Below are 23,872 nucleotides of genomic sequence, written 5' to 3' on the forward strand. Positions count from 1 at the left end.
ATATCTACCGTCGCTCCCGCGGAGGCAGGAGCCCAAGTTACCTGCGTAGTCGATACGCAAGCAAAATTGGGTCCCCGCCTTCGGGACGACGTTCCTGGGAGTCCCCATGAAATACGAAACACTGATCGACGAAGCCCGCGCCGCGCGCGAACTGGCCTACGTGCCTTATTCGCGCTTCAAGGTGGGCGCCGCGCTCGAGACGAAGGACGGCCGCGTGTTCCGCGGCTGTAACGTCGAGAACGCATCCTACGGCCTGTGCAACTGCGCCGAGCGCACGGCATTCTTTTCCGCCATCGCGCACGGCTACGTGCCGGGCGATTTCGCGGCGCTGGCCGTGATCGGCGACACCGACGGTCCGATCGCCCCGTGCGGCGCCTGCCGCCAGGTGATCCTGGAACTGGGCGGCAACGACCTCGCGGTCGTGCTGGCGAACCTGAAGGGCGACGTGATGGAGACGACCGCGGCCGCACAGTTGCCGAACGCGTTCGGCGGGCGCGACCTCCAGAAGTCTTGAGCGCACGGTTCAGCGCCGTTTAAGGCAATCTTGCCCGGATGCTGTCAAACTTGAATTCAAGGACGGGCCCACAACATGTGGGCTATCCGACCATTCAAAGGAGCAGACGTCATGAGCCCGCAAGATTCGCAGATGTTGCACGATTTCCTGAGCCAGTTGATCCAGGCCCGCGGCATCCAGAAAGACCCGGAAGCGGATGCCCTGATCCAGCGCGCCGTGGCCCAGCAGCCCGATGCCGCCTACCTGCTGGTGCAAAGGGCGTTGCTGCTCGAACAGGCGCTGAACAATGCCAAGGACCGCATCGCGTCGTTGGAAAACCAGGTACGTTCCGGTCAGCAAGGTGACGACGGTAAATTCCTCGACGCAAACTCGTGGGGCAATAGCGGCAGGACGCCGCCGGCGCAGTCCTACCAGCGCGATACCCAGCAGCCGTACCAATCCCAACCGCAAAATCAGCCGCAGTATCAGCAGCCGCAATATCAGTCGGCACCGTCGTCGGGCTTCCTGCGCGGCGGCTTCGGCGGCTTTGGCGGCACGCTCGGCTCGATCGCCGCGACGGCGGCGGGTGTCGCGGCCGGCGGCTTCCTCTTCCAGGGCCTGGAGAACATGTTCGGCCACCACGACCAAGGCGGCAACCGCTTGTTGAACAGCGACGATCCGAGCAACAACCTGTTCAGCGACCAGTCCGGCAGCTCACTGGCCGACCAGGCGGGGCTGGGCGATGTGGACCGTGTGCTGGACAATGGCTCGTCGGAAGGGTTGTTCGACAGCAGTGTCGACAATGGCAGCATCGACGGCGGGCAGGGCTTTTTCGACGGGGATGGTTCCGACGAAGGGCTGTTCAGCTGAGATAAGCTCGTCATTCCCGCGCCAGCGGGAATCCATGCCGACTTACAGAATTCGGTATCTCGGAGGCACCGAAATATTTTTAACGTCTGACTTCGGTGCCTCATTATGGGTTCTCGCCTCCGCGGGGGCGACGGTAGCTATGAATTCGTGGCAAACAAATCCTCCGGCTTCCACGGATCGTACGTCCCCACATTCCACACATGGCCTTCGAGGTCGCGGCACATGAAACCGCGGCTGCCGAACTCCGTGTCGCTCGGTTCCTGCAGGATGATGGCGCCGGCATTGCGCGCGCGCTCGCACACGCGGTCGGCGTCGTTCACCTGCAGGTAGACGGTCTGGGTCTGGCGGCCCTTGATCTCGTCCGGCTGCACCAGCACCTTGCCATATTCTCCCTCGTCGCTGACCGAGCCCAGCATGATCATGCCGTCGCCGAGCGTCAGTTGCGCGTGGGCGATGGCGCCGTCGATGCCGGGCACGGCGACCTGGCAGGCGAAGCCGAAGACTTCGCACAGCCAGTCGATGGCGGCCGGGGTGTCGCGGTAGCGCAGGCAGGGGATGGCGATCGAGGGCATGGCGGTCTCCTATGGGATTGATTCACATCTGCTGGAACAGATAGCTGTGGTTGCGGCTCACTTCCAACTCGCCCGGATAGCCGCGCACCTTCAGCATCTGGCGTCCGCGCAGGTCGCGTTTCACTTCGGCGATGGCGTCCACGCGCACGAGCGTCGAGCGGTGGATGCGCCAGAACTCGTCCGGGTCGAGTTCGTCCAGCAATTCCTTCAGCGTCTTGCGAATCAGAAACTCGGCAGCGCCCGTCTGCACCCGCGTGTATTTTTCGTCCGACTGGAAGAACAGGATCTCGCGCGTGCTCACCATGCGCAGGCTGGCGCCGACCTGGGCCTGGATCCAGCGCAGGTAAGTTGGCTTTTCGGGCTTGCCCTTGTTTTCCAGCAAGGTGGTCAGCTTCGCCAGTTGCTGGCCGATATCCTGTGGGGGCGCGGCATCGGCCGACGAACGTTTGTGCAGGCGTGCCTGCAGCCGCGCGCAGGTGGTCGCGAGCCGTTCGGCCGACACGGGCTTCAGCAGATAGTCGAGCGCGCCCTGTTCGAACGCGTCCAGCGCGTACTGGTCGTAGGCCGTGGCGAACACGATGTGCGACCTCTCGTACAGCCGCCGCGCCGCTTCGATGCCGGACAGGCCCGGCATGCGGATGTCGAGGAAGGCGATGTCGGGCCGCAGCTTTTCGCCCAGCTCGACGGCTTCCACGCCGTTCGCGGCCTCGGCGACGATCTGCAGGTCGGGCCACGCCTGCTGCAGGCGTGTGCGCAGCAGGTCGCGCATCGGGGCTTCGTCGTCGGCGATCAGGGCGGTAACCATGTTCAAGCATCCTCCATCATCTTGTAGGGCAGCCGGATCGTGGCGCAGGCGCCGCCGCCCGGCGGGGTCGAGATGGCCAGCGACGCTTCCGCGCCGTACAGCAGTTGCAGGCGCTCGCGGATGTTCGCGAGGCCGACGCCGTCGTCCGCGTGCGGATCGATGCCGACGCCATCGTCGCACACTTCCACGTGCAGGTCAGCCCCCACCACGTGGGCGCGCACGGCGACTGTGCCGCCTTCGATCTTCGGCTCCAGGCCGTGCTTGATGGCGTTCTCGATCAGGGTCTGCAGCATCATCGGCGGGAACGGGGCGCTGCCGAGGAAGTCGGGCACGTCGAAGCGCACGTTGAGCCGTTCCTTCATCCGCGCCTGCATGATGGCGAGGTAAGCCCGCGACAGCTCGACCTGCTTGCCCAGTGTCGTGCCGCCGCGCTGGCGCATCTGCGGCAGGGTCGAGCGCAGGTAGTCGATCAGGTGGGCATGCACGCGCGCCGCTTCCTTCGGGTCCGTCTCGATCAGCTGGCCGATCAGGGCCAGCGTGTTGAACAGGAAGTGCGGTTCGACCTGCGCCTGCAGCGCGGCCATCTGCGCCTCCATCAGGCGGCGTTCCAGCGTGGCGACGTTGGCCTGCGCCGTGGCTTCGCGCGCCATCAGCTCCGCCTTGCGCTTGCCGCCCGCCAGCACCTTGACGGCGAACGAGATGAAGATGTACCAGAAACCCGGCTCGGGCGTATTCACGAGCTGGAAGAAGATCACGACGAAGAACCACGTGAGGAACAGCTGGCGCCATTCGACGACGGCGAGCCAGTCGAAGAAGCGCCACCACAGCTTGCTGGCTTCGTGGAAGGCGTCGCGTACGAAGTCGAGTACGCGGTTGATGTCGCTGGCGCGCATGATGCTCTCCTGCTTATTTCTCGCTGTAGTGGTCGCGGCTTGTGCGGCGCTGGTCCACGACGAATGCGCCGATGATCACCTTGATGCCCATGAACAGGACGAACAGGAACAATGCGAGCGGCAGGATGCTGATCACGACGGCGAGGGCGATGCAGCACACCAGCATCGCGGGCCACGGCATCACGGCGATGGCGCGCGCGGCGCGGCGGCAGGCGTCGACGATGTCGCGGGCGAGGTCTTCCAGCGTGGCGCCGAAGCTGCGGTGGTAGGTCCTGGTCATGATCACTCCTTGCGGTTGGAACTTGTTTCGATGGAGTCACTCTACATCCCTGCAGGCATCGTGGCCACGGGGCGCCGACGAACTGCCGAAAATGCGGGATGACTGGTCGTGCGGCCGGATGGGCGGGGGCGTCTGGACCCCGCCGGTCCGGCGTAATATGATGTCGTCCATGAAACTTTTACGCCTGCCATGAGCCGCACCGGACGCCTGTTCCAGCTGATGGACGCCCTGCGCGGCCACCGCCGCCCCGTGACGGCCAGTGCCCTGGCCGAACGCCTCGGCGTGTCGGAACGCACGATCTACCGCGACATCCAGACGCTCGTGCAACTGGGCGCGCCCGTCGAGGGCTCGGCCGGTGTCGGCTATGTGCTGCGCACGGGCTTTTTCCTGCCGCCGTTGATGTTCGACGCCGACGAGCTGGAAGCCCTCGTGCTGGGCGCGCGCTGGGTGCGCCAGCAGGGCGACGCGGCGCTGTCCGACGCGGCCGACCGCTCCCTGGCCAAGATCGCGACGGCCACGCCGCGCGACCTGCGCGACCACATGGCCGAGATGAGCCTGTGGGTGCCGGCCTTTCCGGAAGCGGCGCCGGTCGAGGCGTTCATCCAGCCCGCGCGCGAGGCGATCCGGCGCCAGTGCAAGCTGCGCATCGCCTACCGCGACGAGCGCGACACGGCGACGGAGCGCATCGTGTGGCCGTTCGCGCTCGCGTTCTTCGAGGGCAAGCGCGTGATGGCGGCGTGGTGCGAACTGCGCGATGCGATCCGCCACTTCCGCGTCGACCGCATCGTCCGGGCCGAACCGAGCACGGAGCGCTATCCGTCGCCGCGGCACCAGCTGCTGCGGGAGTGGCGCAAGCTGTACGACATTCCGGAATACTCCTGACAGGATCTGTCAGTGGCCCGTCTTAACATAAACGCATCAACCAACCCACAGGAGACGGCCATGCAGCTTTATTACAACCACTACTCGTCCAATACCCGCCGCGTGCTGCTGGCAGCCGACCACCTCGGCATCGAGTTCGACCTCATCCAGATCAACCTGGCCAGCCAGGACGACCGCCGTCGCCTTGGCGAGGTCAATCCGAACGCCAAGCTGCCCGTGCTGATCGACGGCGACTTCATCCTGTGGGAATCGTGCGCGATCATGCAATACCTGGCCGAGGGCACGCCCGGCCAGACCGTGTGGCCGCAGGAGCGCCGGGCGCGCGCGGACGTCGGCCGCTGGATGTTCTGGGCCTGCCAGCATTTCGCTCCGGCCATCGGCGTGTTCACGTGGGAACACCTCTGGAAGAAATTCGTCACCGGCCAGGACGCCGATCCGACGGAAGTCGCGCGCGGCGCAGCCGACCTGGCCGAGGCGGCCCGCGTGCTGGACCAGCACCTGGCCACGCGCAACTGGCTCGCCGGCGACGGCGTGACCCTGGCCGACTACGCCGTCGCGGCGCCGCTCATGTACAAGGACAGGGCGCACCTGCCGCTGGATGCGTATCCGCACCTGCTGGCCTGGTTCGAGCGCATTCAGGCGCTGCCGGCGTGGCAGCGGACGGCGCACGAATGGTGATCAGGCCGGCCTGCCCACCAGCGCGGCGATCCCCGCCGCGGCGACGTTGACGGCTGCGCTGGCCACGATCGGCACCGTATAGCTGCCGCTCGCGTCGAACAGATAGCCGGCCGCGGTGGGTCCGAGCAGCGTACCCACCGCGACGCTCGTGTACAGGACGCCGATGATGCTGCCGACCTGGCGGTTGCCGAACAAATCCGTCACCACGGGCGGCATGATCGCGACCCAGCCGCCGTAGAACAGGCCGAACAGCAGGGCGAACCCGGCCAGTGCGAGGAAGCCCGTCGAGACGGCCCACACCGCCAGTGCGGCAGCCATGCCCGCAAACATCGCCAGCAGGAACGCCAGTCGCCCGACCCTGTCCGCCAGTCCACCGAGGAAGAACCGGCCCAGCGTGCTGCCGATGCCGATCGACCCCAGCAGGTAAGCCGCGTCCTTCTGGCCGATGCCGTGGTCCAGCGCATACGGCACCAGGTGGACGAACGGCACGAACACCCCGAACGAGCAGACCAGGCAGGCCGCGTACAGCAATGCGAATTGCCGCGACCGGACGGCCTCGCGCAGCAGCATGCCGGCATGGACGCGGGCCGGCCCCATGTCCTTGTCGACGGGATCGTCGGCAATGAGCGCGGCCATGCCGATGCCGGCGACGGCGGCGCCGCAGCCGAGCGCGAGGTAGGCGCCGCGCCATCCCAGCGCGTCGATCAGCGCGGTCGCGAGCGGGGGCATGACCAGCGTGCCGACGCCGATGCCGCTGACTGCGAGGCCCGATGCGACGCCGCGGCGCGTGACGAACCAGCGCTGCACGGCGCCCAGCGCGGGCACGTACGCACAACCGATGCCCAGGCCGACGCCGAGGCCGTAGGCCGCGTACACCGCATGCAGGCTGCGCGCGACGCCGGCCAGCGCGAGGCCGGCGCCCACCAGCAGCATGCCGAGCATGGCCAGGCGGCGCGCGCCCCAGCGGTCCGCGAGCGGGCCGCTGACGACGCCCAGCGCAAAATACAGGAACCCCGCCAGCGAAAACACGAGCGACACGGACCCGCGCGACGCCGCGAAGTCCCGCTGCAGCGCCGGCACGAACGCGCTGAACGTGTACGCGCAGCCGAATCCGACGAAACAGACCGCGAACGCCGCCGCGACGACGACCCAGCCATAGAAGACACGCGATCCCATGCTAGCGCTCTGGATGGCGCCGGTGCCATGGCGTTCGCGCCTGGAACGCGGCGCCGGCGCGTACGAGCGCGTCCTCACGCCAGCGGGGCGCCACCAGTTGCAGGCCGACCGGCATGCCAGCGTCGGTGAAGCCGCCCGGCAGCGTGAGCGTCGGATGGCCGGACATGTTGAAGGGGCACGTGTAGCGCTGCAGCCCGGCGATGAGGTCGGGCTGCTCACCCAGCGTCCGGATCTGCGCGAGCGTGAGCGGGGCGAACGGTTGCACGGGCGTGAGCAGGACGTCGACGGCTGAGAGGACCCGGTCGACACGGCCGCGGAAGGCCGCGCGCCGCAGCAGGATGGCCTGGTAATCGGTGCCGGACAACGCCTTGCCGGCCTCGATGACCGCCGCGAGGACGGCGCCGTAATCCGCTTGCATGCGCGGATAGCGGTCCCGGTGCGCCACGGCCGCCTCCACGGCACATTGCGGTACCCAGTCGGCGACGGCCTGCGCGACGTCGGGGAAGCGGACGTCGACGATGCCGGCGCCCAGCGCGGCAAACGTCGCGAGCGCGTCGGCGAGGACCGCGCGCGTGCCGGCGTCCACGCCGTCGCGGTTCCACGCCGCGTCCACGCCGATGCGCCAGCCCGCGATGCCGGCGCCTGCCGTGTCGTCGGGGACAGGCATCAGCGACGCCGTCGGGTCGTCCGGATCGGCCCCCGCGATGGCGCCCAGCAGGATGCCGGCGTCGATGGCGCTGCGGGCCATGGTCCCGACATGGTCCAGCGACGCCGCCAGTTCGGCCGCGCCGTGGCGGCTCACGCGGCCCCACGTCGGCTTCAGTCCCGTGAGGCCATTCGCCGCGGACGGCCAGCGGATCGACCCGCCCGTATCCGAGGCCAGCGAGCCATATGCCATGCCTGCCGCGACGGCGACGCCGGAACCGCTCGACGAGATGCCCGGCCAATAGTCCGCGTGCCACGGATTGCGCGGCGGGCTGACGGCCGGGTGGTGATCGGAATACGCGCCTTCGGTGAGCTCGGGCTTGCCGATGAGGACAGCGCCGGCGTCGCGCAGGCGCCGCACCACCGTCGCGTCGCGGGTGGCGACGGGCTGGCTGCGCAGCCGCATGCCGGCGCGCGTCGGCACACCTTCGATGTCGAACAAGTCCTTCACCGCGATCGGCACGCCGTGCAGCGGCCCGCGCCATCCGCCGGCCGCGATCTCCCTGTCGGCCGCGTCGGCTTGCGCGCGCGCGGCGTCGGCCAGCACCAGCGCGTACGCATGCAGGTCGCCGTCGAGCGCGGCGATGCGATCGAGCAGCGCTTGCGTCACCTCGCGGGAAGACACGTCGCGGTTGCGGATCAGGGCCGCAAGCGCGCCGATGTCGCGATAGTGCAGGACGTCTGTCGGTTTAGTCATTCTCTTTCCTGAATCGGCTTACAATGCGGGTACTGTAGCCTCGGCGTGACAGTGGCACAACCGAGTTTTCCTGTCTGTTTCAATTGAGATTTTCTAAATGATCCGTGAACCGGTGCCGCCCTTGAAGCCGCTGCGCGCGTTCGAAGCCGCCGCGCGGCACCTGTCCGTGAAAGCCGCGGCGGAAGAGTTGTGCGTGACGCCGGGCGCCGTCAGCCAGCTCGTGCGGCAACTGGAGGAGCACCTCGGCGTAAAGCTGTTCGAGCGGGTCAACCGGGGCATCCTGCTGACCCAGGCGGGCCGCGACTACCTGCCGCCCGTGCGCAACGCCTTCCGGCAGATCGCGCAGGCCACGCAGCGCCTCGCGGCGTCCGCGGATGCCGGCACGCTGACGTTGAGCGTCACGCCGTTCTTCGCGTCCGCGTGGCTGATGCCGCGCCTGCAGCGGTTCCGCGACGCGCATCCCGGCATCGACCTGCATATCGTGACCAGCACCGCGCTGGCGGATTTTGCGCGCGACGGCGTGGACGTCGCCGTCCGGCACGGCGCGGGCCGCTATCCCGGCTTGCGCAGCTATCGCGTGGCCTCCGTCGAGATCGTGCCGGTGGCCGCGCCGGCCCTCGTGGAACGCCTTGGCTTGCCGTCATCTCCTGCGGACCTGGCGCGCTGGCCGCACGTGCACGACGCCGACCGCAAGGGATGGAGCTTGTGGTTCCAGGCAAACGGCGTGGACGACGTCGCGCTGCCGCGCGGCCCGTCGTTCGACGACGCCAGCCTGCTGCTCGCTGCAGTCCTGGCCGGGCAGGGCGCCGGCCTGCTGCCGGCCGCGATGGTGGCGCACGAGGTGGACGCCGGGCGCCTGGTCAGCCTCGCGAAACCGGCCCACATGGAGACGTTCGCCTACTACCTGGTCTATCCGGAGGCCCGGCAGGACAACCCGAAGGTGGCCGCGCTGCGCGACTGGATCCTGGCGGTGGACTAGCGGATCACCCGTTCCAGTGCCGGCGCAGCAGGCCGTAATACACCGTATCGGCGGGCTCGCCCTGCACGATCCAGCGCTCGGGCATATAGCCTTCCTTTTGAAAGCCCAGCTTTTCCAGCACCCGCGCGGACGCCCCGTTGCGCGGGTCGACGTCGGCCTCGATGCGGTTCAGGTCCAGCGTCGTAAAACCGTAGGCCAGCAGCGCGCGCAGCGCCTCGCTGACGTAGCCGCCGCCCCAGTGGGCGCGGGCCAGTGCGTAGCCCATTTCGCAGCGGCGGCTGGTGTCGACGAAGCGGTGCAGGCTCACGTTGCCGATCAGTTCTCCCGTGTCGATCAGTTCCACGCCCAGGCGCATGCCGCTGCCGTCCGCATAGGCGGCCTGGGTGGCGGCGATATGCTCGCGCGACTGGTCGAGCGACGTCCACGGCCCGCTGCTCCAGTAGCGCGCCACTTCCGGATCGGCAAACACGGCATAGTGCGCGTCGACGTCGCGCTCGTCCATCCAGCGCAGTTTCAGGCGGGGTGTGAACAGTTCGATGGGGCTCAGGGTGGGCATGGATTCTCCTGGAGGCCGACGGCGGCGAGGACCATGCCCGTGATCAGGCGCTCGGCGTCGTCGAAGTCGGATGGTTCCAATTGTTCGCGGTCGAGCACGAGCGTCATCTGGGCGGCGAAGTCGGCGTACGACTGCGTCATCGCCCAGACGGCGAACAGCAGATGGGTGGCGTTGACGGGCGCGATTTTTCCTTCCGCGATCCAGCGCTCGAACACGGCGATGTCCGCGCGCAGCAGCGGGATCACGCGGCGGCGGATCTGGTCGGCGTACAGCTTGGCGCCGCCGATCACTTCCATCGCATACACGCGCGACGCGAGCGGCTGCTCGCGCGAGAACGTCAGCTTCGCGCGCACATAGGCGCGCAGGACGTCGCCCGGGTCCTTGCCCGGATCCGCGAGGCTGGCCATGCGCGCGAGCCAGTCGTCCAGCACGTTGTCGAGCACGCGCTGGTACAGGGCCTGCTTGGTCGGGAAGTAGTACATCAGGTTCTGCTTCGACAGGCCCGCGCGCTCGGCGACGGTGGCGATCGACGTGCCTTCGTAGCCGCATTCGGCGAACTGGCGCACGGCTTCGCCGAGGATGGTCGCTTCGACTCTGTCTCGGTGACTGATGCGATGACTGACGCGGTGTTTGACGGGGGCAACGGTCATGGGTGTTCTCCTCAAATCGAACGCAGGAAGTCGAGCAGGGCCGGCTCGTGGGCATAGGCGACGTTGAAGCGGAACCAGGCCGTGGCGGGCGGCTTCAGCGCAAAGAATTCGCCCGGCGCCAGCAGGATGCTCGCGCGCAGCGCCCGTTCGGCGATGGCGCGGCCGCTTTGTTTTTGCGCCGGCCAGCCTGCGCTGACGAACATCCCGCCGCGCGGCCGGGCCAGCGGCACGAGGCCCGCGCCGCCGAGGCGCTCCAGCGCCAGCTCGCGCGCGTCGTCCAGCTGCAGCACGAGGCGCTCGACCTGCTTGCGGTAGGCGCGGCTGCTGACGGCATCGTACACGGCGCGTTCGTTCACCTCGGACGTCGTCAGGCCCGTGAGCATCTTGACGCGCACCAGTTCCGGCATCAACGAGCCCGACGCGCAAACGGAACCCACGCGCAGCACGGGCGACAGGGTCTTGGAAAAGCTGCCGATGCGGATCACGCGGCGCAGCCCGTCCATGGCGGCCAGCGACGAGTCGCCGCGGGCGGCCAGTTCGCGGTAGATGTCGTCCTCGACGAGCCAGAAATCGTACTGCTCGGACAGCGCGAGCAGCCGGTGCGCCTGCGCCTGCGACAGCGACGTGCCGAGGGGATTCTGCAGCACCGTGTTGACGAACATGAGCTTCGGCTGGCGCGCCTGGGACTCGCGCGCGAGGACGTCCATGTCCAGGCCATGGGCGCCGCGCGGGATGCCGACGGCCTCGCAGCCGTGATGCCGGACGAGCGCGAGCAGATTGCCGTAGCCGGGATCCTCGACGAACACGACGTCGCCCGGCCGCGTGAGCGTGCGCAGCACGAGGTCGAACGCATGCGTGGCGCCGTGCGTGAGCAGTATCTGTTCCGGTTCAACCGCGCACAGATCGGCCGACAGCGTCGTGGCGAGATGCTGGCGCAGGCTGGGAAAGCCGAGCGGATGGCCGTAGCCGCGCAGGCGGCCGGCCGGGATCTTCATCGCGTGGCGCACCGCGTCGAGGATCGTCGATTCGCCATACCACTCGGGCGGCAGCCAGCCGGCGCCGACGGGCAGCGCATCCGTCTGGCCGGAATAGAGGTCGGGCGTGAGCGTGTCGACGACATTGGCGGCCGCGGGGAGGCACGCTTGCTGCGCCGGGGCTTCCGCGCCGCGCGCGACGAAAAAGCCGGACCCGCGCCGCGATGACAGCAGGCCCAGGTGCAGCAGGCGGTCGTACGATTCGACGACGGTGAAGGTGCTGACGCCATTCACTTTTGCGAATTGTCGAACGGACGGCATCTTCGTCCCGGCGGGCAGCGTGCGCCGATTTACCATCTCGGCGATGGCCGCGACGATCTGGTCGACCAGGCTGCCGCGGCGCTGGCGGTCGATCGCCAGCACCGGCCATCCCTCGCTCTCGCTCTTTTCGGTGGGTTCCATGCGCCTCCATCGCGCGACGTCCGAAACTGTACAGGCTATGCTACCTATACGGTTGGCCATTTTCGCAGACTGTGTATATGTGCCACTGTTGTACTGCTGTCTATTATTGCATCATTGTTTTTGCCAGTTGGTAAATTTTGTACTGGCCACTGATTCTAAAAGGGGAGTCGCATGAACGAGTCCAGACCCGAATCGATGTCATCCTTCTGGATGCCATTCACCAACAACCGTGACTTCAAGGCCCATCCGCGCCTCCTCGTCTCGGCACAAGGAATGTATTACAAGGACGTCGACGGCAACGCGGTCCTCGACGGCACCGCCGGCCTGTGGTGCGTCCCGTGCGGCCACGCGCAGCCGAAGATCGTCGCCGCCGTCAGCGAGATGGTCGGCCAGCTCGACTTCGCACCGACGTTCCAGATGGGCCACCCGGCCGCCTTCGACCTGGCCGAACGCCTGATGGACTACACGAACCACAAGTTCGGCCACGTGTTCTACACGAATTCCGGCTCGGAAGCGGTGGACACGGCCCTCAAGATCGCGCTCGCGTATCACAAGGCCCGCGGCGACGCCGGCCGCACGCGGCTGATCGGGCGCGAGCGGGGCTATCACGGCGTCGGCTTCGGCGGGCTGTCCGTCGGCGGCATCGGCCCGAATCGCAAGGCCTTCGGGCCGCTGCTGCCGGGTGTCGATCACCTGCCGCACACGCACAATCTCGGCAAGAACGCGTTCTCGCGCGGCGAGCCGGAACATGGCGCGGAACTGGCCGACGAACTGGAACGCATCGTCGCGCTGCACGACGCGTCGACCATCGCCGCCGTCATCGTCGAACCCGTGGCCGGATCGACGGGCGTGCTGATTCCGCCGCAGGGTTACCTGAAGCGCCTGCGCGAACTCTGCACGAAGCACGGCATCCTGCTGATCTTCGACGAAGTGATCACGGGCTTCGGCCGCCTGACGACGCCGTTCGCCGTCGATTACTTCGACGTCGAGCCGGACATGATGACGACGGCGAAAGGCCTCACCAACGGCACCGTGCCGATGGGCGCCGTGTTCTCGAAAAAATTCATCCACGACGCGTTCATGGAAGCGCCGGCCGGCATCGAACTGTTCCACGGCTACACGTATTCCGGCCACCCGCTCGCGTGCGCCGCGTCGATCGCCACGCTGGAAGTCTTCAAGGAGCAGGGCATCCTGGAAAACGCGAAGTCACTGCAACCGTACTGGGAAGACGCGGTGCACAGCCTGCGCGGCCTGCCGCACGTGATCGACATCCGCACCATCGGCCTCGTCGCCGGCATCGAGCTGGAAAGCATCCCCGGCAAGCCAGGCGCGCGTGCCTTTGCCGCGTTCAAGCAGGCTTTCGCGGACGGCATCCTGATCCGCACGACGGGCGACATCATCGCGCTGTCGCCGCCGCTCGTGCTGGAGAAAAAACATATCGACGAATTGTTCGGCAAGCTGGCCGCCGTCCTGAAAAACCTCGACTGAAAGGCGACCATGGAGACCATCAACCACTTTATCGGCGGCCGCGTGCTTGACGGCGGCGAACGCTTCGCCGACGTCTACAACCCCGCGCTGGGCGAGCCTTGTGCACGCGTGGCGCTGGCGAGCGACGACGACGTCGCCGCCGCCGTGGCGGCCGCCGGCGCCGCATTCCCCGCCTGGGCCGCGACACCGCCGCTGGCCCGCGCCCGCGTGCTGTTCAACTACCTGCAGCTGTGCCAGCGCCACACGGACGAATTCGCGGCGCTGGTCGTGCGCGAACACGGCAAGACGTTCGCCGACGCGCGCGGCGAAGTCGCCCGCGGCATCGAAGTCGTCGAGTTCGCGGTGGGCATCCCGCAGCTGCTCAAGGGCGAATTCACGGACCAGATCGCGCGCGGCATCGACGCCTGGTCGATGCGCCAGCCGCTGGGCGTCGTCGCGGGCATCACGCCGTTCAACTTCCCCGTGATGGTGCCGATGTGGATGTTCCCGGTCGCCATCGCGTGCGGCAACACGTTCATCCTGAAACCGTCCGAACGCGATCCGTCGGCGTCGCTGCTGCATGCGCGGCTGCTGAAAGAAGCGGGGCTGCCGGACGGCGTGTTCAACGTCGTCCAGGGCGACAAAGGCGCGGTCGACGCGCTGCTGGATCACCCGGACATCCAGGCCGTCAGCTTCGTGGGCTCGACGCCGATCGCGGAATACATCTATGCGCGCGGCAGCGCTGCCGGCAAGCGCGTGCAGGCGCTGGGCGGCGCGAAGAACCACATGGTCGTGATGCCGGATGCCGACATGGACATGGCGGTCGATGCACTCATCGGCGCCGCGTACGGATCGGCCGGCGAGCGCTGCATGGCGATCTCGGTGGCGGTCGCGATCGGCGACGCGGGCGACGCACTGGTCGCGCGGTTGGCCGAGCGCACCCGCGCCCTGAAAATCGCGGACGGCATGGCGGATGGTGCGGAGATGGGGCCCGTGGTCACGCAGGCGGCCAAGCAGCGCATCGAAAAACTGATCGGGGAAGGCGTGGAGCAGGGCGCGACGCTGGTCGTCGACGGCCGCGGCTTCAAGGTGCCGGAGCGCGACAACGGCTTCTTCGTGGGCGGCACCTTGTTCGACCACGTCCAGCCTTCGATGTCCATCTACAAGGAGGAAATCTTCGGCCCCGTGCTGTGCGTCGTGCGCCTGCCCGACGTGGGCAGCGCTTTGGCCCTCATCAACCGCAACGAGTACGGCAACGGCGTCGCCGTATTCACCCGCGACGGCGGCGTGGCGCGCGAATTCGTGCGCCAGGTGCAGGTGGGCATGGTCGGGGTGAACGTGCCGCTGCCGGTGCCGATGGCGTTCAACAGCTTCGGCGGGTGGAAGAAAAGCCTGTTCGGCGACCACCATGCGTACGGGCCGGAGGGCGTGCGGTTCTATACGCGGCACAAGGCTGTGATGCAGCGCTGGCCGAATACCGCGAGCAGCGGGGTGGAGTTCGCGTTCCCGCAGATGAAATGACGGACACGATCCGTTGATACGTCGTCCCTGCGAAGGCAGGGACCCAAGTCGCACGCATCTCGACGACGCACGCAACTTGGGCTCCCGCCTGCGCGGGAGCGACGGTGGTTTTTTTGAGTCACTACGAAAAGAAGGGATGCTTCATGATCGAGTCACTCCACCACCTGCCCCCCGCCGCCGGCACGCACGGGGCCCTGTCCGAGCGCTTCACGGACCTGGCCCCGGCGCTGACCGCGCGCCAGGCCGCCATCGAAAGCGCCCGCTGCCTGTACTGCTACGACGCGCCCTGTACCCGCGCCTGCCCGACGGGCATCGACGTCGCGAGCTTCATCCGCAACATCCACGAGGGCAATGTGGAGGGCGCCGCGGTCAACATCCTCAAGCAGAACATCTTCGGCGGCAGCTGTTCGCGCGTGTGCCCGACGGAGATCCTGTGCGAGGACGCCTGCGTGCGCAACGACGACGCCGAAGGCCAGCCCGTGAAGATCGGCCTGCTGCAGCGCCATGCCATCGACAACGCCCACTTCGCCGATCACCCCTTCCGGCGCGCGCCATCGACCGGCAGGACGATCGCCGTCGTGGGCGCCGGCCCGGCCGGGCTGTCGTGCGCGCACCGGCTCGCGCTGCTGGGCCATGACGTCGTCGTGTTCGAAGCGCGCGACAAGGCCGGTGGCCTGAACGAATACGGCATCGCCAAGTACAAGCTGCCGGGCGACTTCGCCCAGCGCGAGGTGGATTTCTTGTTGTCGATCGGCGGCATCGAGATCCAGTACGGCCGCATCCTGGGCAGCAACCTGCACCTGCAGGACCTGCACACGCGCTACGACGCCGTGTTCCTCGGCCTGGGCCTCGGCGCCAGCCGCCGTCTCGGCCTGACGGGCGAGGATGCGCCGGGCCTCGCGGCCGCCGTCGACTACATCGCCACGTTGCGCCAGGCCGCGGACCTCGCGGCGCTGCCGGTACCGAAGCGCGCGGTCGTGATCGGGGCCGGCAACACGGCCGTCGACATGGCCGTGCAGATCGGGCGCCTGGGCGCGGAAGATGTCACGTTGGTGTACCGCCGCGGTGTCGAGGCGATGAGCGCGACCGGCCACGAGATCGAGATCGCGAAGACGAACGGCGTGCGCATCCGCACGTGGGCCGCGCCGCACGAGATCCTGCTGGACGCTGCGGGCCGCGTGCGCGGCATGCGCTTCGAGGAGACGCGGCTGGAGGACGGCCGCCTCGCCGGCACGGGCGCGTTCATCGACATCGCGGCCGATGCCGTGTTCAAGGCCATCGGCCAGCACATGGACGGAGACGCCCTGTCCGATCCGCTCGCGTGCGAGCTCGAACGTGAAGGTGACAAGATCCACGTCGACGCGCGCTTCCGCACCAAGCTGCCGGGCGTGTACGCGGGCGGCGACTGCGTGGCGCCGGGGCAGGACCTGACGGTGCAGGCCGTCCAGCACGGCAAACTGGCGGCGCTGGCGATCCATGACGACATCCTTTCCAAAGCGGAGGCATGATGGCCGACCTGAGCATCGATTTTTGCGGCATCAAGTCGCCGAACCCTTTCTGGCTGGCGTCCGCACCGCCGACCGACAAGGCCTATAACGTCGTGCGCGCCTTCGAGGCGGGGTGGGGCGGCGTCGTGTGGAAGACGCTGGGCGAGGATCCGCCGGCCGTCAACGTGTCGTCGCGCTATTCCGCGCTGCACGGGAAAAACCGCGAGGTCATCGGCTTCAACAACATCGAGCTGATCACGGATCGCAGCCTCGAGATCAACCTGCGCGAGATCACGGCCGTCAAGAAGGCCTGGCCCGACCGGGCGCTGGTCGTGTCGATGATGCTGCCGTGCGAGGAAGCGCCGTGGCGCGAGATCCTGCCGCTCGTCGAGGCGACGGGCGCGGACGGCATCGAACTGAACTTCGGCTGCCCGCACGGCATGCCCGAGCGCGGGATGGGCGCGGCGGTGGGCCAGCAGCCGGACCTGATCGAACTCGTCACGCGCTGGTGCAAGACGACCACGCGGCTGCCGGTGATCGTCAAGCTGACGCCCAACATCACCGACGTGCGCGCGCCCGCACGGGCGGCGCTGGCGGGCGGGGCGGATGCGGTCTCGCTGATCAACACGATCAATTCGATCACGCACCTGGACCTGGACCGCATGGTCGCGTTCCCCGCGGTCGGCAACGCCAGCACGCACGGCGGCTATTGCGGCACGGCCGTCAAGCCCATCGCGCTGAACATGGTGGCCGAGATCGCGCGCGATCCGGTGACGCAAGGCTTGCCGATCTCCGGCATCGGCGGCATCGGCAACTGGCGCGACGCGGCCGAGTTCATCGCGCTGGGCGCCGGCTCGGTACAGGTGTGCACGGCCGCGATGCTGCATGGCTTCCGCATCGTCGAGGAGATGAAGGACGGGTTGTCGCGCTGGATGGACAGCAAGGGTTATGCAAACATCGCCGCGTTCTCGCGCAAGGCCGTGCCGAACACGACGGACTGGAAATACCTGGACATGAATTACCAGGTCATCGCGCACATCGACCAGGACAAGTGCATCCAGTGCGGCCGCTGCCACGTGGCGTGCGAGGACACGTCGCACCAGGCGGTCGCGCGGCTCGTCGACGGGAATGCGCGCAAGTACGAAGTCATCGCCGAGGAGTGCGTCGGCTGCAACCTGTGCGAGATCACCTGTCCGGTCGAGGGCTGCATCACGATGGTGCCGCAGGAGACGGGCAAGCCCTATATGAACTGGACGCAGGATCCCCGGAATCCGAGGGCCGAGGGAGTACTATTGGACGGTGTGTAACGCCCACCCCACGGAGACCGCCCCGATGAGCCCAGACCCCGCAACGAACCAGGATCTCTGGAACGAAGACCTCGCGCCGACGAGCGCCGCCCAGCGCACGTGGCGCTGGTATCACTTCGCCGCCCTGTGGGTCGGCATGGTGATGTGCATCCCGGCCTATACGCTGTCCGCCAGCCTGATCGAGGCCGGCATGTCCGCGTACCAGGCCGTGTTCACCGTGTTCCTCGCGAACGCCATCGTGCTGCTGCCGATGCTGCTGATCGGCCACGCCGGCACCAAGTACGGCATCCCGTACGCCGTGCTGGCGCGCGCCGCGTTCGGCACGCGCGGGGCGCGCCTGCCGGCGCTGATGCGCGCCATCGTCGCGTGCGGCTGGTACGGCATCCAGACGTGGTTCGGCGGCAGCATGATCTACACGCTGCTGGGCGTGCTGGCCGGGCACGAGATCGGCGGCGCAAGGCTGGCCGGCCTGGGCATCAACGGCGCGCAGCTGCTGTGCTTCCTCGCGTTCTGGGCGATCCAGTTCTATTTCATCGTGCACGGCATGGATGCGATCCGCAAGCTGGAGACGTACACGGCGCCGCTGAAGATCGCGATCTGCTTCGTGCTGCTCGGCTGGGTCTACCAGAAAGCGGGCGGCTTCGGCCCGCTGCTGGACGCGCCGTCGCAATTCGTCGAAGGCGGCAAGAAGGCCGGCCAGTTCTGGTCCACGTTCTGGCCGTCGCTGACGGCGATGGTCGGGTTCTGGGCCACGCTCGCGCTGAACATCCCCGACTTCACCCGCTTCGCGCGCACGCAGCGCGACCAGATCCTGGGCCAGTCCGTCGGCCTGCCCGTGCCGATGGGGTTGCTGGCGGCATTGGCCGTCATCGTCACGTCGGCCACCGTCGTCCTGTACGGCAAGGCGTTGTGGGACCCGGTCGACCTGGCCAGCCGCATGACGGGCGCCGCGGTGCTGATCGCATTGATTGTCCTGCTGGTCGACACGGTCAGCGTCAACCTGGCCGCCAACCTCGTCGGCCCGGCCTACGACTTTTCCGCGCTGGCGCCGCGCCGCATCTCGTACCGCACGGGCGGCTACATCACGGCCGGCATCGCGCTCGCGATGATGCCGTGGAAGATACTGGAATCGACGCAGGGCTATATCTTCACTTGGCTGATCGGCTATTCCGCGCTGCTGGGCCCCATCGCGGGCGTGCTGATCATCGACTACTACCTGATCCGCCGCACGCAACTGGCGGTCGACCACCTGTACAAGGACGACGGCATCTATGGCTATCGCGGCGGCTGGAACCCGGCGGCGATCGTCGCCTTCGTCGCCGGCGTGCTGCCGAACATCCCGGGTTTCATGAACGCGGCGTTTCCGGAATCGTTCCCGGACGTGGGCGCCGCGTTCAAAACCCTGTACACCTATGCGTGGTTCGTCGGGATCGCGATTTCCGCGGTCGTGTACGGCATCATGATGAAGGGCAGGGCGGCGCCGGCGCTGCATCCGGCCCGTTCGCTCGATTGACCCGAGGAGACGTCAATGACCCTGTTGATACGCGGTGGTACGGTGGTGAACGCCGACCGTGCATTTCGTGCCGATGTGCTGTGCGAAGGCGGCAAGATCGTCGCCGTGGGCGAGAACCTGGAGGCGCCCGCGCACGCGGAAGTGATCGATGCCGGCGGCCAGTACGTGATGCCGGGCGGGATCGACCCGCACACGCACATGCAGCTGCCGTTCATGGGCACCGTCACCGCCGACGATTTTTACACCGGCACGGCGGCGGGCCTCGCAGGCGGCACGACGACGATCATCGACTTCGTCATCCCCGACCCGAAACAACGCCTGATGGACGCATTCCAGACGTGGCGCGGCTGGGCTGAAAAGGCCGCGGCCGACTACACGTTCCACGTCGCCGTCACGTGGTGGGACGACACGGTGCACGAAGACATGGGTACGCTCGTCAAGCGCCACGGCGTGAACAGCTTCAAGCACTTCATGGCGTACAAGAACGCCATCATGGCCGACGACGAGACGCTGGTGAAAAGCTTCCGGCGCGCGCTCGAACTGGGCGCGATCCCGACCGTGCACGCTGAGAACGGAGAGCTGGTCTACCAGTTGCAGCGCGAACTGCTGGCGAAGGGCATCCGCGGGCCGGAAGCGCATCCGCTGTCGCGTCCTCCGGAAGTGGAGGCCGAAGCGGCCAACCGCGCGATCGCCATCGCGGGCGTGCTGGGCACGCCCGTGTACATCGTGCACGTGTCGTGCGCCGAATCGCTGGAGGCCATCACGCGCGCCCGCGCACGCGGCCAGCGCGTGTACGGCGAGGCGCTGGCGGGCCACCTCGTCATCGACGACAGCGTTTACCGCCACGCCGATCCCGAAGTCGCGCGCGCCTACGTGATGAGTCCCCCGTTCCGCTCCAGCCACCATCAGACGGCGCTGTGGCAGGGTCTCCAGGGCGGCAACCTGCACACGACGGCGACCGACCACTGCACGTTCTGCGCCGGCCAGAAGGGAATGGGCGCGGACGATTTCACGCGCATCCCCAACGGCTGCGGCGGCGTCGAGGAACGCATGGCCGTCGTGTGGGACGCGGGTGTGAACACGGGGCGTCTGACGCCCTCCGAATTCGTGCGCGTGACGTCGACCAATGCGGCCCAGATTTTTAATATTTATCCGCGCAAGGGTTCCGTGTCCGTGGGGGCGGATGCCGACGTCGTCGTGTGGGACCCGCAGGGGACGCGCACGCTGTCGGCCGCGACGCAGCATTCGAAGGGCGACTTCAACGTGTTCGAAGGGCGCACGGTGCGCGGGATTCCCACGCACACGGTGGCGGCCGGGAAGCTCGTGTATGCGAATGGGGATTTGCGGGCGGAGCGTGGGGCCGGGCGATATGTGGAGCGGCCGGCTTTCACCAGCACTATTTGAACGCTACGCACGTCATTCCCGCGGAAGCGGGAATCCATGCTGAGCCTGCGCGCATTGTTGACGCCACCAGATCGCACACTCAGCATGGGTCCCCGCTGTCGCGAGGATGACGATGATGCAAGCACCAACTGGAGAGCAAACCATGAACGACCTGCGCATCAACGGCACCCGCCTCTGGAACGCCCTGATGGAACTGGCGCAAATCGGCGCCACCGAGAAGGGCGGCGTGAAGCGCCTCGCCCTGACGGACCTCGACCGCCAGGGCCGCGACCTCGTCGTGCAATGGGCGAAAGCGGAAGGCCTCGGCGTCACCGTAGATAAAATCGGCAACGTGTTCATGCGCCGCGAGGGCACGAATCCGAGCCTGCCCCCGGTCGTCACGGGCAGCCACATCGACACCCAGCCGACCGGCGGCAAGTTCGACGGCAACTACGGCGTGCTGGCCGGCCTCGAAGTCGTGCGCACGCTGAACGAGCGGGGCATCCGGACCGAGGCGCCGATCGAAGTCGCGTTCTGGACGAACGAAGAAGGCTCGCGCTTCGTGCCCGTGATGATGGGCTCCGGCGTGTTCTGCGGCGCGTTCAGCCTGGAGACGGCGTATGCGGCGCGCGACGTCGACGGCAAATCCGTCGGCGAGGAACTCCAGAGGATCGGCTACCAGGGCGAGCAGACGCCCGGCGACCACCCGATCGGCGCCTACTTCGAAGCCCACATCGAGCAGGGCCCCGTGCTGGAGGACGCGAACAAGGTGATCGGCGTCGTGCCCGCCGTGATGGGCCTGTCGTGGTACGACTGCACCGTGACCGGGATGGAAGCGCACGCCGGCCCCACGCCGATGCATCTGCGGCGCGACGCGCTGCAGGTCGCGACGACCATCATGCGGGAGACGGTCGCCATCGCCAACCGCTACCCGCCGTACGGCCGCGGCACCGTCGGCATGGTCCAGGTGTTCCCCAACAGCCGCAACGTGATCCCCGGCCAGGTCAAGTTCAGCATCGACCTGCGCAACGTCAGCGACGAGCTGCTGAACACGATGCACGGCGAGATCGAGGCGTTCGTCGAGCGCACGCGGCGCGAGACGGGCCTGGGCATCGACCTGCAGCGCGTGTCGTACTATCCGCCTTGCCCGTTCCACCCGGATTGCGTGGGCGCCGTGCGCGCCGCGACGGAACGGCTGGGCTATTCGACGATGGACGTGGTGTCCGGCGCCGGCCACGACGCGATCTATGTCGCGCGGCTGGCGCCCGCCGGCATGATCTTCGTGCCGTGCAAGGACGGCATCAGCCACAACGAGATCGAGGATGCCCAGCCCGGCCACCTGGAAGCCGGCTGCAACGTGTTGTTGCACGCGATGCTGGAACGGGCCGGCATCGTTTCCACGTCCGCGGCCGATGAGATTGTTGCTCAAAAGTAACAACATGCAATTTGTTGTTACTATTCTGGCCGATCGGACGCGCCGGTAGCATACTGTGGTCCGAAGCCGCCCGCCGGGCGGCACGCGTCTGACCGACGATGCTGACCGGATACTATGAAACCCCGCTCGTCCTGACTTCGATCCTCGTCGCGATCGTCGCGTCGTATTCCGCCCTCAGCCTCGCGGGCAGGGTCGCGGAAGCCGCCGGGCGGACGAAGTTCGCCTGGATGCTGGGCGGCGCGATCGCGATGGGCTCCGGGATCTGGGCCATGCACTTCGTCGGGATGCTGGCGTTCCGTCTCCCGATCCCGGTCGCCTACGACATCCCCATCACCCTCGTCTCGCTGGTGCTGCCGATCCTGGCGTCCGGCCTGGCGCTGTGGCAGGTGAGCCGCGCGGACCTGGGCCCGGTGCGCCTGGGCGTCAGTGCCGTCATCATGGGCGTCGGCATCAATGCGATGCATTACACGGGCATGGCCGCCATGCGCATGCAGCCCGGGATCGTGTACGACCCGCTGCTGTTCGCGCTCTCGGTACTGATCGCCGTGGGCGCGTCGGCGCTGGCGCTGTGGATCGCGTTCCGGCTGCGCCGCAGCACGCCGGACGTGTGGGTGCCGCGCATCGGCGCCGCCGTCGTGATGGGCTGTGCCATCGTCGGCATGCATTACACGGGCATGGCGGCCGCGAACTTCCCGGCCGACAGCGTGTGCATGGCCGCGCGCGTCGGCGTGCATCGCGACAGCCTCGCCACGCTCGTCGTGCTGGCCACGTTCTGCGTGCTGGGCCTGGCTCTCATCGCGTCCGTGTTCGACGCGCACCTGGAAGCGAACGCGCGCATCCTCGCCATGTCGCAGGCGACGGCGGCCGAGCGCCAGCACCTGCTGGAACGCGAGCGCGTCGCGCGCGACGAAGCCGAACGCCTGTCCGCACTGAAGGACGAATTCCTCGCCACCCTGTCGCACGAGCTGCGCACGCCGCTGAATGCCATCCTCGGCTGGGCCGGCATGCTGCAGCGGGGCGTGAAGGACGAGGCGACCATGAAACGCGCGCTGGAGACCATCGAGCGCAACGCGCGCGCCCAGGGCAAGCTGATCGACGACCTGCTCGACATGAGCCGCATCATTTCCGGCACCGTGCGCCTGGACGTGCAGACGGTCGACCCTTCCCGCATCATCGAGGCGGCGCTGGGCACCGTGCACCCGGCCGCCTCGGCCAAGATGATCGCCCTGCGCGCCGACCTGGGACGCGAGCCGGGCACGTTGCCGCTCGAAGTGCGCGCCGATCCGGGCCGGCTCCAGCAGGTGCTGTGGAATCTGCTGGCGAACGCGGTCAAGTTCACGCCGTCGGGCGGCAGCGTGCAGGTGCTGCTGGGGCGCGACGGCAACGACGCCGTGATCCGCGTGATCGATTCCGGCATCGGCATCGCGCCGGACTTCCTGCCATACGTGTTCGACCGCTTCCGCCAGCAGGATGCGTCGATCTCGCGCCAGCACGGCGGCCTGGGATTGGGGTTGTCGATCGCGCGGCAGCTCGTCGAACTGCATGGCGGGACGATCGTCGTGGACAGCGCCGGCGTGCACACGGGCACCACGTTCACGGTGCGCCTGCCGCTTGCGCGCCCGAGCGCCGTCACGGTGCCGGGAACGGGCGTGCTCCCGATGGCGCAGGCGGGCACGGACGACCTGGCCGACCTGACCGGCGTGCGGGTGCTGGTGATCGACGACGCGCCGGATACGCTCGACGTGCTGGAACAGATCCTGTCGTACAGCGGCGCCGCCACGATGACGGCGCCGGGCGCCAGCGCCGCGTTGGCCCTGCTGGAGCGCGAGGTGCCGGACGTGATCGTTAGCGACGTCGGCATGCCCGAAGTCGACGGCTTCGAACTGATGCGGCGCATCCGCCGGCGCGCGGCCACGGCGGACGTTCCCGCCATCGCGTTGACGGCATTCACCCGCCAGGACGATCGCGCCAAGGCGCTGCAGGCCGGTTTTACCGATTATCTCGCCAAGCCCGTGGAGCCGGCGGCGCTGGCGGCCGCGATCCGGCGCCTCGTCGCCACCGCGCGCGAAGCGTGACGGGACAATCAG

22 protein-coding genes are annotated in these 23,872 nt (G+C 67.8%); 13 read left to right on the forward strand and 9 right to left on the reverse strand.

Going from position 1 to position 23,872, the window contains the following annotated elements:
* Nucleotides 1-106: 106 nt before the first annotated feature.
* The gene (locus ASD28_RS01745; protein WP_056123002.1) at nucleotides 107-514 is read left to right on the forward strand and encodes a cytidine deaminase; all 408 of its coding nucleotides are present in this window, start codon (nucleotides 107-109) and stop codon (nucleotides 512-514) included.
* A gap of 111 nt (nucleotides 515-625) precedes the next feature.
* The gene (locus ASD28_RS01750) at nucleotides 626-1,363 is read left to right on the forward strand and encodes a DUF2076 family protein (protein ID WP_056123005.1); all 738 of its coding nucleotides are present in this window, start codon (nucleotides 626-628) and stop codon (nucleotides 1,361-1,363) included.
* A gap of 137 nt (nucleotides 1,364-1,500) precedes the next feature.
* On the opposite strand, the gene ASD28_RS01755 is transcribed toward ASD28_RS01750, so the two are convergent.
* The 4 genes from ASD28_RS01755 to ASD28_RS01770 are packed head-to-tail and all read right to left on the reverse strand — an operon-like array spanning nucleotide 1,501 to nucleotide 3,913.
* Complete coding sequence (locus tag ASD28_RS01755; RefSeq protein ID WP_056123008.1) at nucleotides 1,501-1,935, reverse strand: VOC family protein; 435 nt, start codon at nucleotides 1,933-1,935, stop codon at nucleotides 1,501-1,503.
* 22 nt (nucleotides 1,936-1,957) lie between these two features.
* Nucleotides 1,958-2,740 (reverse strand): LytTR family DNA-binding domain-containing protein, encoded by a 783-nt coding sequence (locus ASD28_RS01760; RefSeq protein ID WP_056123011.1) that lies wholly within the window; start codon nucleotides 2,738-2,740, stop codon nucleotides 1,958-1,960.
* Between the two features lie 2 nt (nucleotides 2,741-2,742).
* Complete coding sequence (locus tag ASD28_RS01765) at nucleotides 2,743-3,633, reverse strand: sensor histidine kinase (RefSeq protein ID WP_056123014.1); 891 nt, start codon at nucleotides 3,631-3,633, stop codon at nucleotides 2,743-2,745.
* A gap of 13 nt (nucleotides 3,634-3,646) precedes the next feature.
* Nucleotides 3,647-3,913: a hypothetical protein gene (locus tag ASD28_RS01770; protein ID WP_056123017.1), complete on the reverse strand. Its 267-nt coding sequence runs from the start codon at nucleotides 3,911-3,913 to the stop codon at nucleotides 3,647-3,649.
* Between the two features lie 189 nt (nucleotides 3,914-4,102).
* Here ASD28_RS01770 and ASD28_RS01775 point away from each other — a divergent pair, with 189 nt between their 5' ends.
* Nucleotides 4,103-4,795, forward strand: coding sequence for a YafY family protein (locus tag ASD28_RS01775; protein ID WP_056123019.1), 693 nt, complete (start codon nucleotides 4,103-4,105; stop codon nucleotides 4,793-4,795).
* Between the two features lie 60 nt (nucleotides 4,796-4,855).
* Entirely contained in the window at nucleotides 4,856-5,473 is a 618-nt protein-coding gene (locus tag ASD28_RS01780) for a glutathione S-transferase family protein (RefSeq protein ID WP_056123022.1), read from the forward strand.
* Here ASD28_RS01780 and ASD28_RS01785 read toward each other — a convergent pair whose 3' ends face one another.
* The gene (locus ASD28_RS01785) at nucleotides 5,474-6,649 is read right to left on the reverse strand and encodes an MFS transporter (RefSeq protein WP_056123026.1); all 1,176 of its coding nucleotides are present in this window, start codon (nucleotides 6,647-6,649) and stop codon (nucleotides 5,474-5,476) included.
* A gap of 1 nt (nucleotide 6,650) precedes the next feature.
* On the reverse strand, nucleotides 6,651-8,051 hold the full coding sequence (locus ASD28_RS01790) for an amidase (RefSeq protein WP_056123030.1): 1,401 nt from the start codon (nucleotides 8,049-8,051) through the stop codon (nucleotides 6,651-6,653).
* A gap of 97 nt (nucleotides 8,052-8,148) precedes the next feature.
* Between ASD28_RS01790 and gcvA the strand changes: the two genes are divergently transcribed.
* Nucleotides 8,149-9,030, forward strand: coding sequence for a transcriptional regulator GcvA (gene gcvA / locus ASD28_RS01795; protein ID WP_056123033.1), 882 nt, complete (start codon nucleotides 8,149-8,151; stop codon nucleotides 9,028-9,030).
* A 4-nt stretch (nucleotides 9,031-9,034) separates the two neighbouring features.
* Here gcvA and ASD28_RS01800 read toward each other — a convergent pair whose 3' ends face one another.
* From ASD28_RS01800 to ASD28_RS01810, 3 genes are read right to left on the reverse strand one after another with little or no spacing between them, the layout of a single operon-like run.
* Nucleotides 9,035-9,586, reverse strand: a complete 552-nt coding sequence (locus tag ASD28_RS01800) for a GNAT family N-acetyltransferase (protein WP_056123036.1) — start codon at nucleotides 9,584-9,586, stop codon at nucleotides 9,035-9,037.
* Nucleotides 9,574-10,236, reverse strand: a complete 663-nt coding sequence (locus ASD28_RS01805; RefSeq protein WP_056123039.1) for a TetR/AcrR family transcriptional regulator — start codon at nucleotides 10,234-10,236, stop codon at nucleotides 9,574-9,576. The genes ASD28_RS01800 and ASD28_RS01805 overlap by 13 nt, the downstream gene beginning before the upstream one ends.
* An 11-nt stretch (nucleotides 10,237-10,247) precedes the next feature.
* A complete protein-coding gene (locus ASD28_RS01810) occupies nucleotides 10,248-11,672 on the reverse strand; it encodes a PLP-dependent aminotransferase family protein (RefSeq protein ID WP_056123042.1) in 1,425 nt (474 codons plus the stop codon).
* Between the two features lie 171 nt (nucleotides 11,673-11,843).
* On the opposite strand from ASD28_RS01810, the gene ASD28_RS01815 reads away from it, so the two are divergent.
* The 8 genes from ASD28_RS01815 to ASD28_RS01850 all read left to right on the forward strand — a co-directional run bounded on the left by ASD28_RS01815 (nucleotide 11,844) and on the right by ASD28_RS01850 (nucleotide 23,860).
* Nucleotides 11,844-13,160 (forward strand): aspartate aminotransferase family protein, encoded by a 1,317-nt coding sequence (locus ASD28_RS01815; protein ID WP_056123045.1) that lies wholly within the window; start codon nucleotides 11,844-11,846, stop codon nucleotides 13,158-13,160.
* 9 nt (nucleotides 13,161-13,169) lie between these two features.
* Entirely contained in the window at nucleotides 13,170-14,660 is a 1,491-nt protein-coding gene (locus ASD28_RS01820; protein ID WP_056123049.1) for a CoA-acylating methylmalonate-semialdehyde dehydrogenase, read from the forward strand.
* A 143-nt stretch (nucleotides 14,661-14,803) separates the two neighbouring features.
* Nucleotides 14,804-16,168 carry an NAD(P)-dependent oxidoreductase gene (locus ASD28_RS01825; RefSeq protein ID WP_056123052.1) on the forward strand — a complete coding sequence of 455 codons (1,365 nt, stop codon included), beginning with the start codon at nucleotides 14,804-14,806 and terminating at the stop codon, nucleotides 16,166-16,168.
* On the forward strand, nucleotides 16,168-17,454 hold the full coding sequence (preA, locus tag ASD28_RS01830; RefSeq protein WP_056123055.1) for an NAD-dependent dihydropyrimidine dehydrogenase subunit PreA: 1,287 nt from the start codon (nucleotides 16,168-16,170) through the stop codon (nucleotides 17,452-17,454). Before ASD28_RS01825 ends, preA begins: the two co-directional genes overlap by 1 nt.
* A 25-nt stretch (nucleotides 17,455-17,479) precedes the next feature.
* Nucleotides 17,480-18,967 (forward strand): NCS1 family nucleobase:cation symporter-1, encoded by a 1,488-nt coding sequence (locus tag ASD28_RS01835; protein ID WP_056123057.1) that lies wholly within the window; start codon nucleotides 17,480-17,482, stop codon nucleotides 18,965-18,967.
* A 15-nt stretch (nucleotides 18,968-18,982) separates the two neighbouring features.
* Entirely contained in the window at nucleotides 18,983-20,371 is a 1,389-nt protein-coding gene (gene hydA, locus ASD28_RS01840; protein WP_056123059.1) for a dihydropyrimidinase, read from the forward strand.
* A 142-nt stretch (nucleotides 20,372-20,513) separates the two neighbouring features.
* Entirely contained in the window at nucleotides 20,514-21,785 is a 1,272-nt protein-coding gene (locus ASD28_RS01845) for a Zn-dependent hydrolase (protein ID WP_056123061.1), read from the forward strand.
* 98 nt (nucleotides 21,786-21,883) lie between these two features.
* Nucleotides 21,884-23,860 (forward strand): MHYT domain-containing protein, encoded by a 1,977-nt coding sequence (locus ASD28_RS01850; protein WP_056123063.1) that lies wholly within the window; start codon nucleotides 21,884-21,886, stop codon nucleotides 23,858-23,860.
* Nucleotides 23,861-23,872 lie beyond the last annotated feature (12 nt).

It is taken from the genome of Massilia sp. Root133 (assembly GCF_001426525.1).
Classification (GTDB): domain Bacteria; phylum Pseudomonadota; class Gammaproteobacteria; order Burkholderiales; family Burkholderiaceae_D; genus Telluria; species Telluria orientalis.

Coding starts and splice junctions, on each gene's coding strand:
- ASD28_RS01835 (WP_056123057.1), top strand. CDS start 17,480: ATGAGCCCAGACCCCGCAACGAACCAGGATCTCTGGAACGAAGACCTC.
- preA (WP_056123055.1), top strand. CDS start 16,168: ATGGCCGACCTGAGCATCGATTTTTGCGGCATCAAGTCGCCGAACCCT.
- ASD28_RS01815 (WP_056123045.1), top strand. CDS start 11,844: ATGAACGAGTCCAGACCCGAATCGATGTCATCCTTCTGGATGCCATTC.
- ASD28_RS01805 (WP_056123039.1), bottom strand. CDS start 10,236: ATGACCGTTGCCCCCGTCAAACACCGCGTCAGTCATCGCATCAGTCAC.
- ASD28_RS01850 (WP_056123063.1), top strand. CDS start 21,884: ATGCTGACCGGATACTATGAAACCCCGCTCGTCCTGACTTCGATCCTC.
- ASD28_RS01775 (WP_056123019.1), top strand. CDS start 4,103: ATGAGCCGCACCGGACGCCTGTTCCAGCTGATGGACGCCCTGCGCGGC.
- ASD28_RS01790 (WP_056123030.1), bottom strand. CDS start 8,051: ATGACTAAACCGACAGACGTCCTGCACTATCGCGACATCGGCGCGCTT.
- ASD28_RS01820 (WP_056123049.1), top strand. CDS start 13,170: ATGGAGACCATCAACCACTTTATCGGCGGCCGCGTGCTTGACGGCGGC.
- ASD28_RS01745 (WP_056123002.1), top strand. CDS start 107: ATGAAATACGAAACACTGATCGACGAAGCCCGCGCCGCGCGCGAACTG.
- ASD28_RS01760 (WP_056123011.1), bottom strand. CDS start 2,740: ATGGTTACCGCCCTGATCGCCGACGACGAAGCCCCGATGCGCGACCTG.
- ASD28_RS01825 (WP_056123052.1), top strand. CDS start 14,804: ATGATCGAGTCACTCCACCACCTGCCCCCCGCCGCCGGCACGCACGGG.
- ASD28_RS01765 (WP_056123014.1), bottom strand. CDS start 3,633: ATGCGCGCCAGCGACATCAACCGCGTACTCGACTTCGTACGCGACGCC.
- hydA (WP_056123059.1), top strand. CDS start 18,983: ATGACCCTGTTGATACGCGGTGGTACGGTGGTGAACGCCGACCGTGCA.
- ASD28_RS01785 (WP_056123026.1), bottom strand. CDS start 6,649: ATGGGATCGCGTGTCTTCTATGGCTGGGTCGTCGTCGCGGCGGCGTTC.
- ASD28_RS01845 (WP_056123061.1), top strand. CDS start 20,514: ATGAACGACCTGCGCATCAACGGCACCCGCCTCTGGAACGCCCTGATG.
- ASD28_RS01800 (WP_056123036.1), bottom strand. CDS start 9,586: ATGCCCACCCTGAGCCCCATCGAACTGTTCACACCCCGCCTGAAACTG.
- ASD28_RS01780 (WP_056123022.1), top strand. CDS start 4,856: ATGCAGCTTTATTACAACCACTACTCGTCCAATACCCGCCGCGTGCTG.
- ASD28_RS01810 (WP_056123042.1), bottom strand. CDS start 11,672: ATGGAACCCACCGAAAAGAGCGAGAGCGAGGGATGGCCGGTGCTGGCG.
- gcvA (WP_056123033.1), top strand. CDS start 8,149: ATGATCCGTGAACCGGTGCCGCCCTTGAAGCCGCTGCGCGCGTTCGAA.
- ASD28_RS01755 (WP_056123008.1), bottom strand. CDS start 1,935: ATGCCCTCGATCGCCATCCCCTGCCTGCGCTACCGCGACACCCCGGCC.
- ASD28_RS01750 (WP_056123005.1), top strand. CDS start 626: ATGAGCCCGCAAGATTCGCAGATGTTGCACGATTTCCTGAGCCAGTTG.
- ASD28_RS01770 (WP_056123017.1), bottom strand. CDS start 3,913: ATGACCAGGACCTACCACCGCAGCTTCGGCGCCACGCTGGAAGACCTC.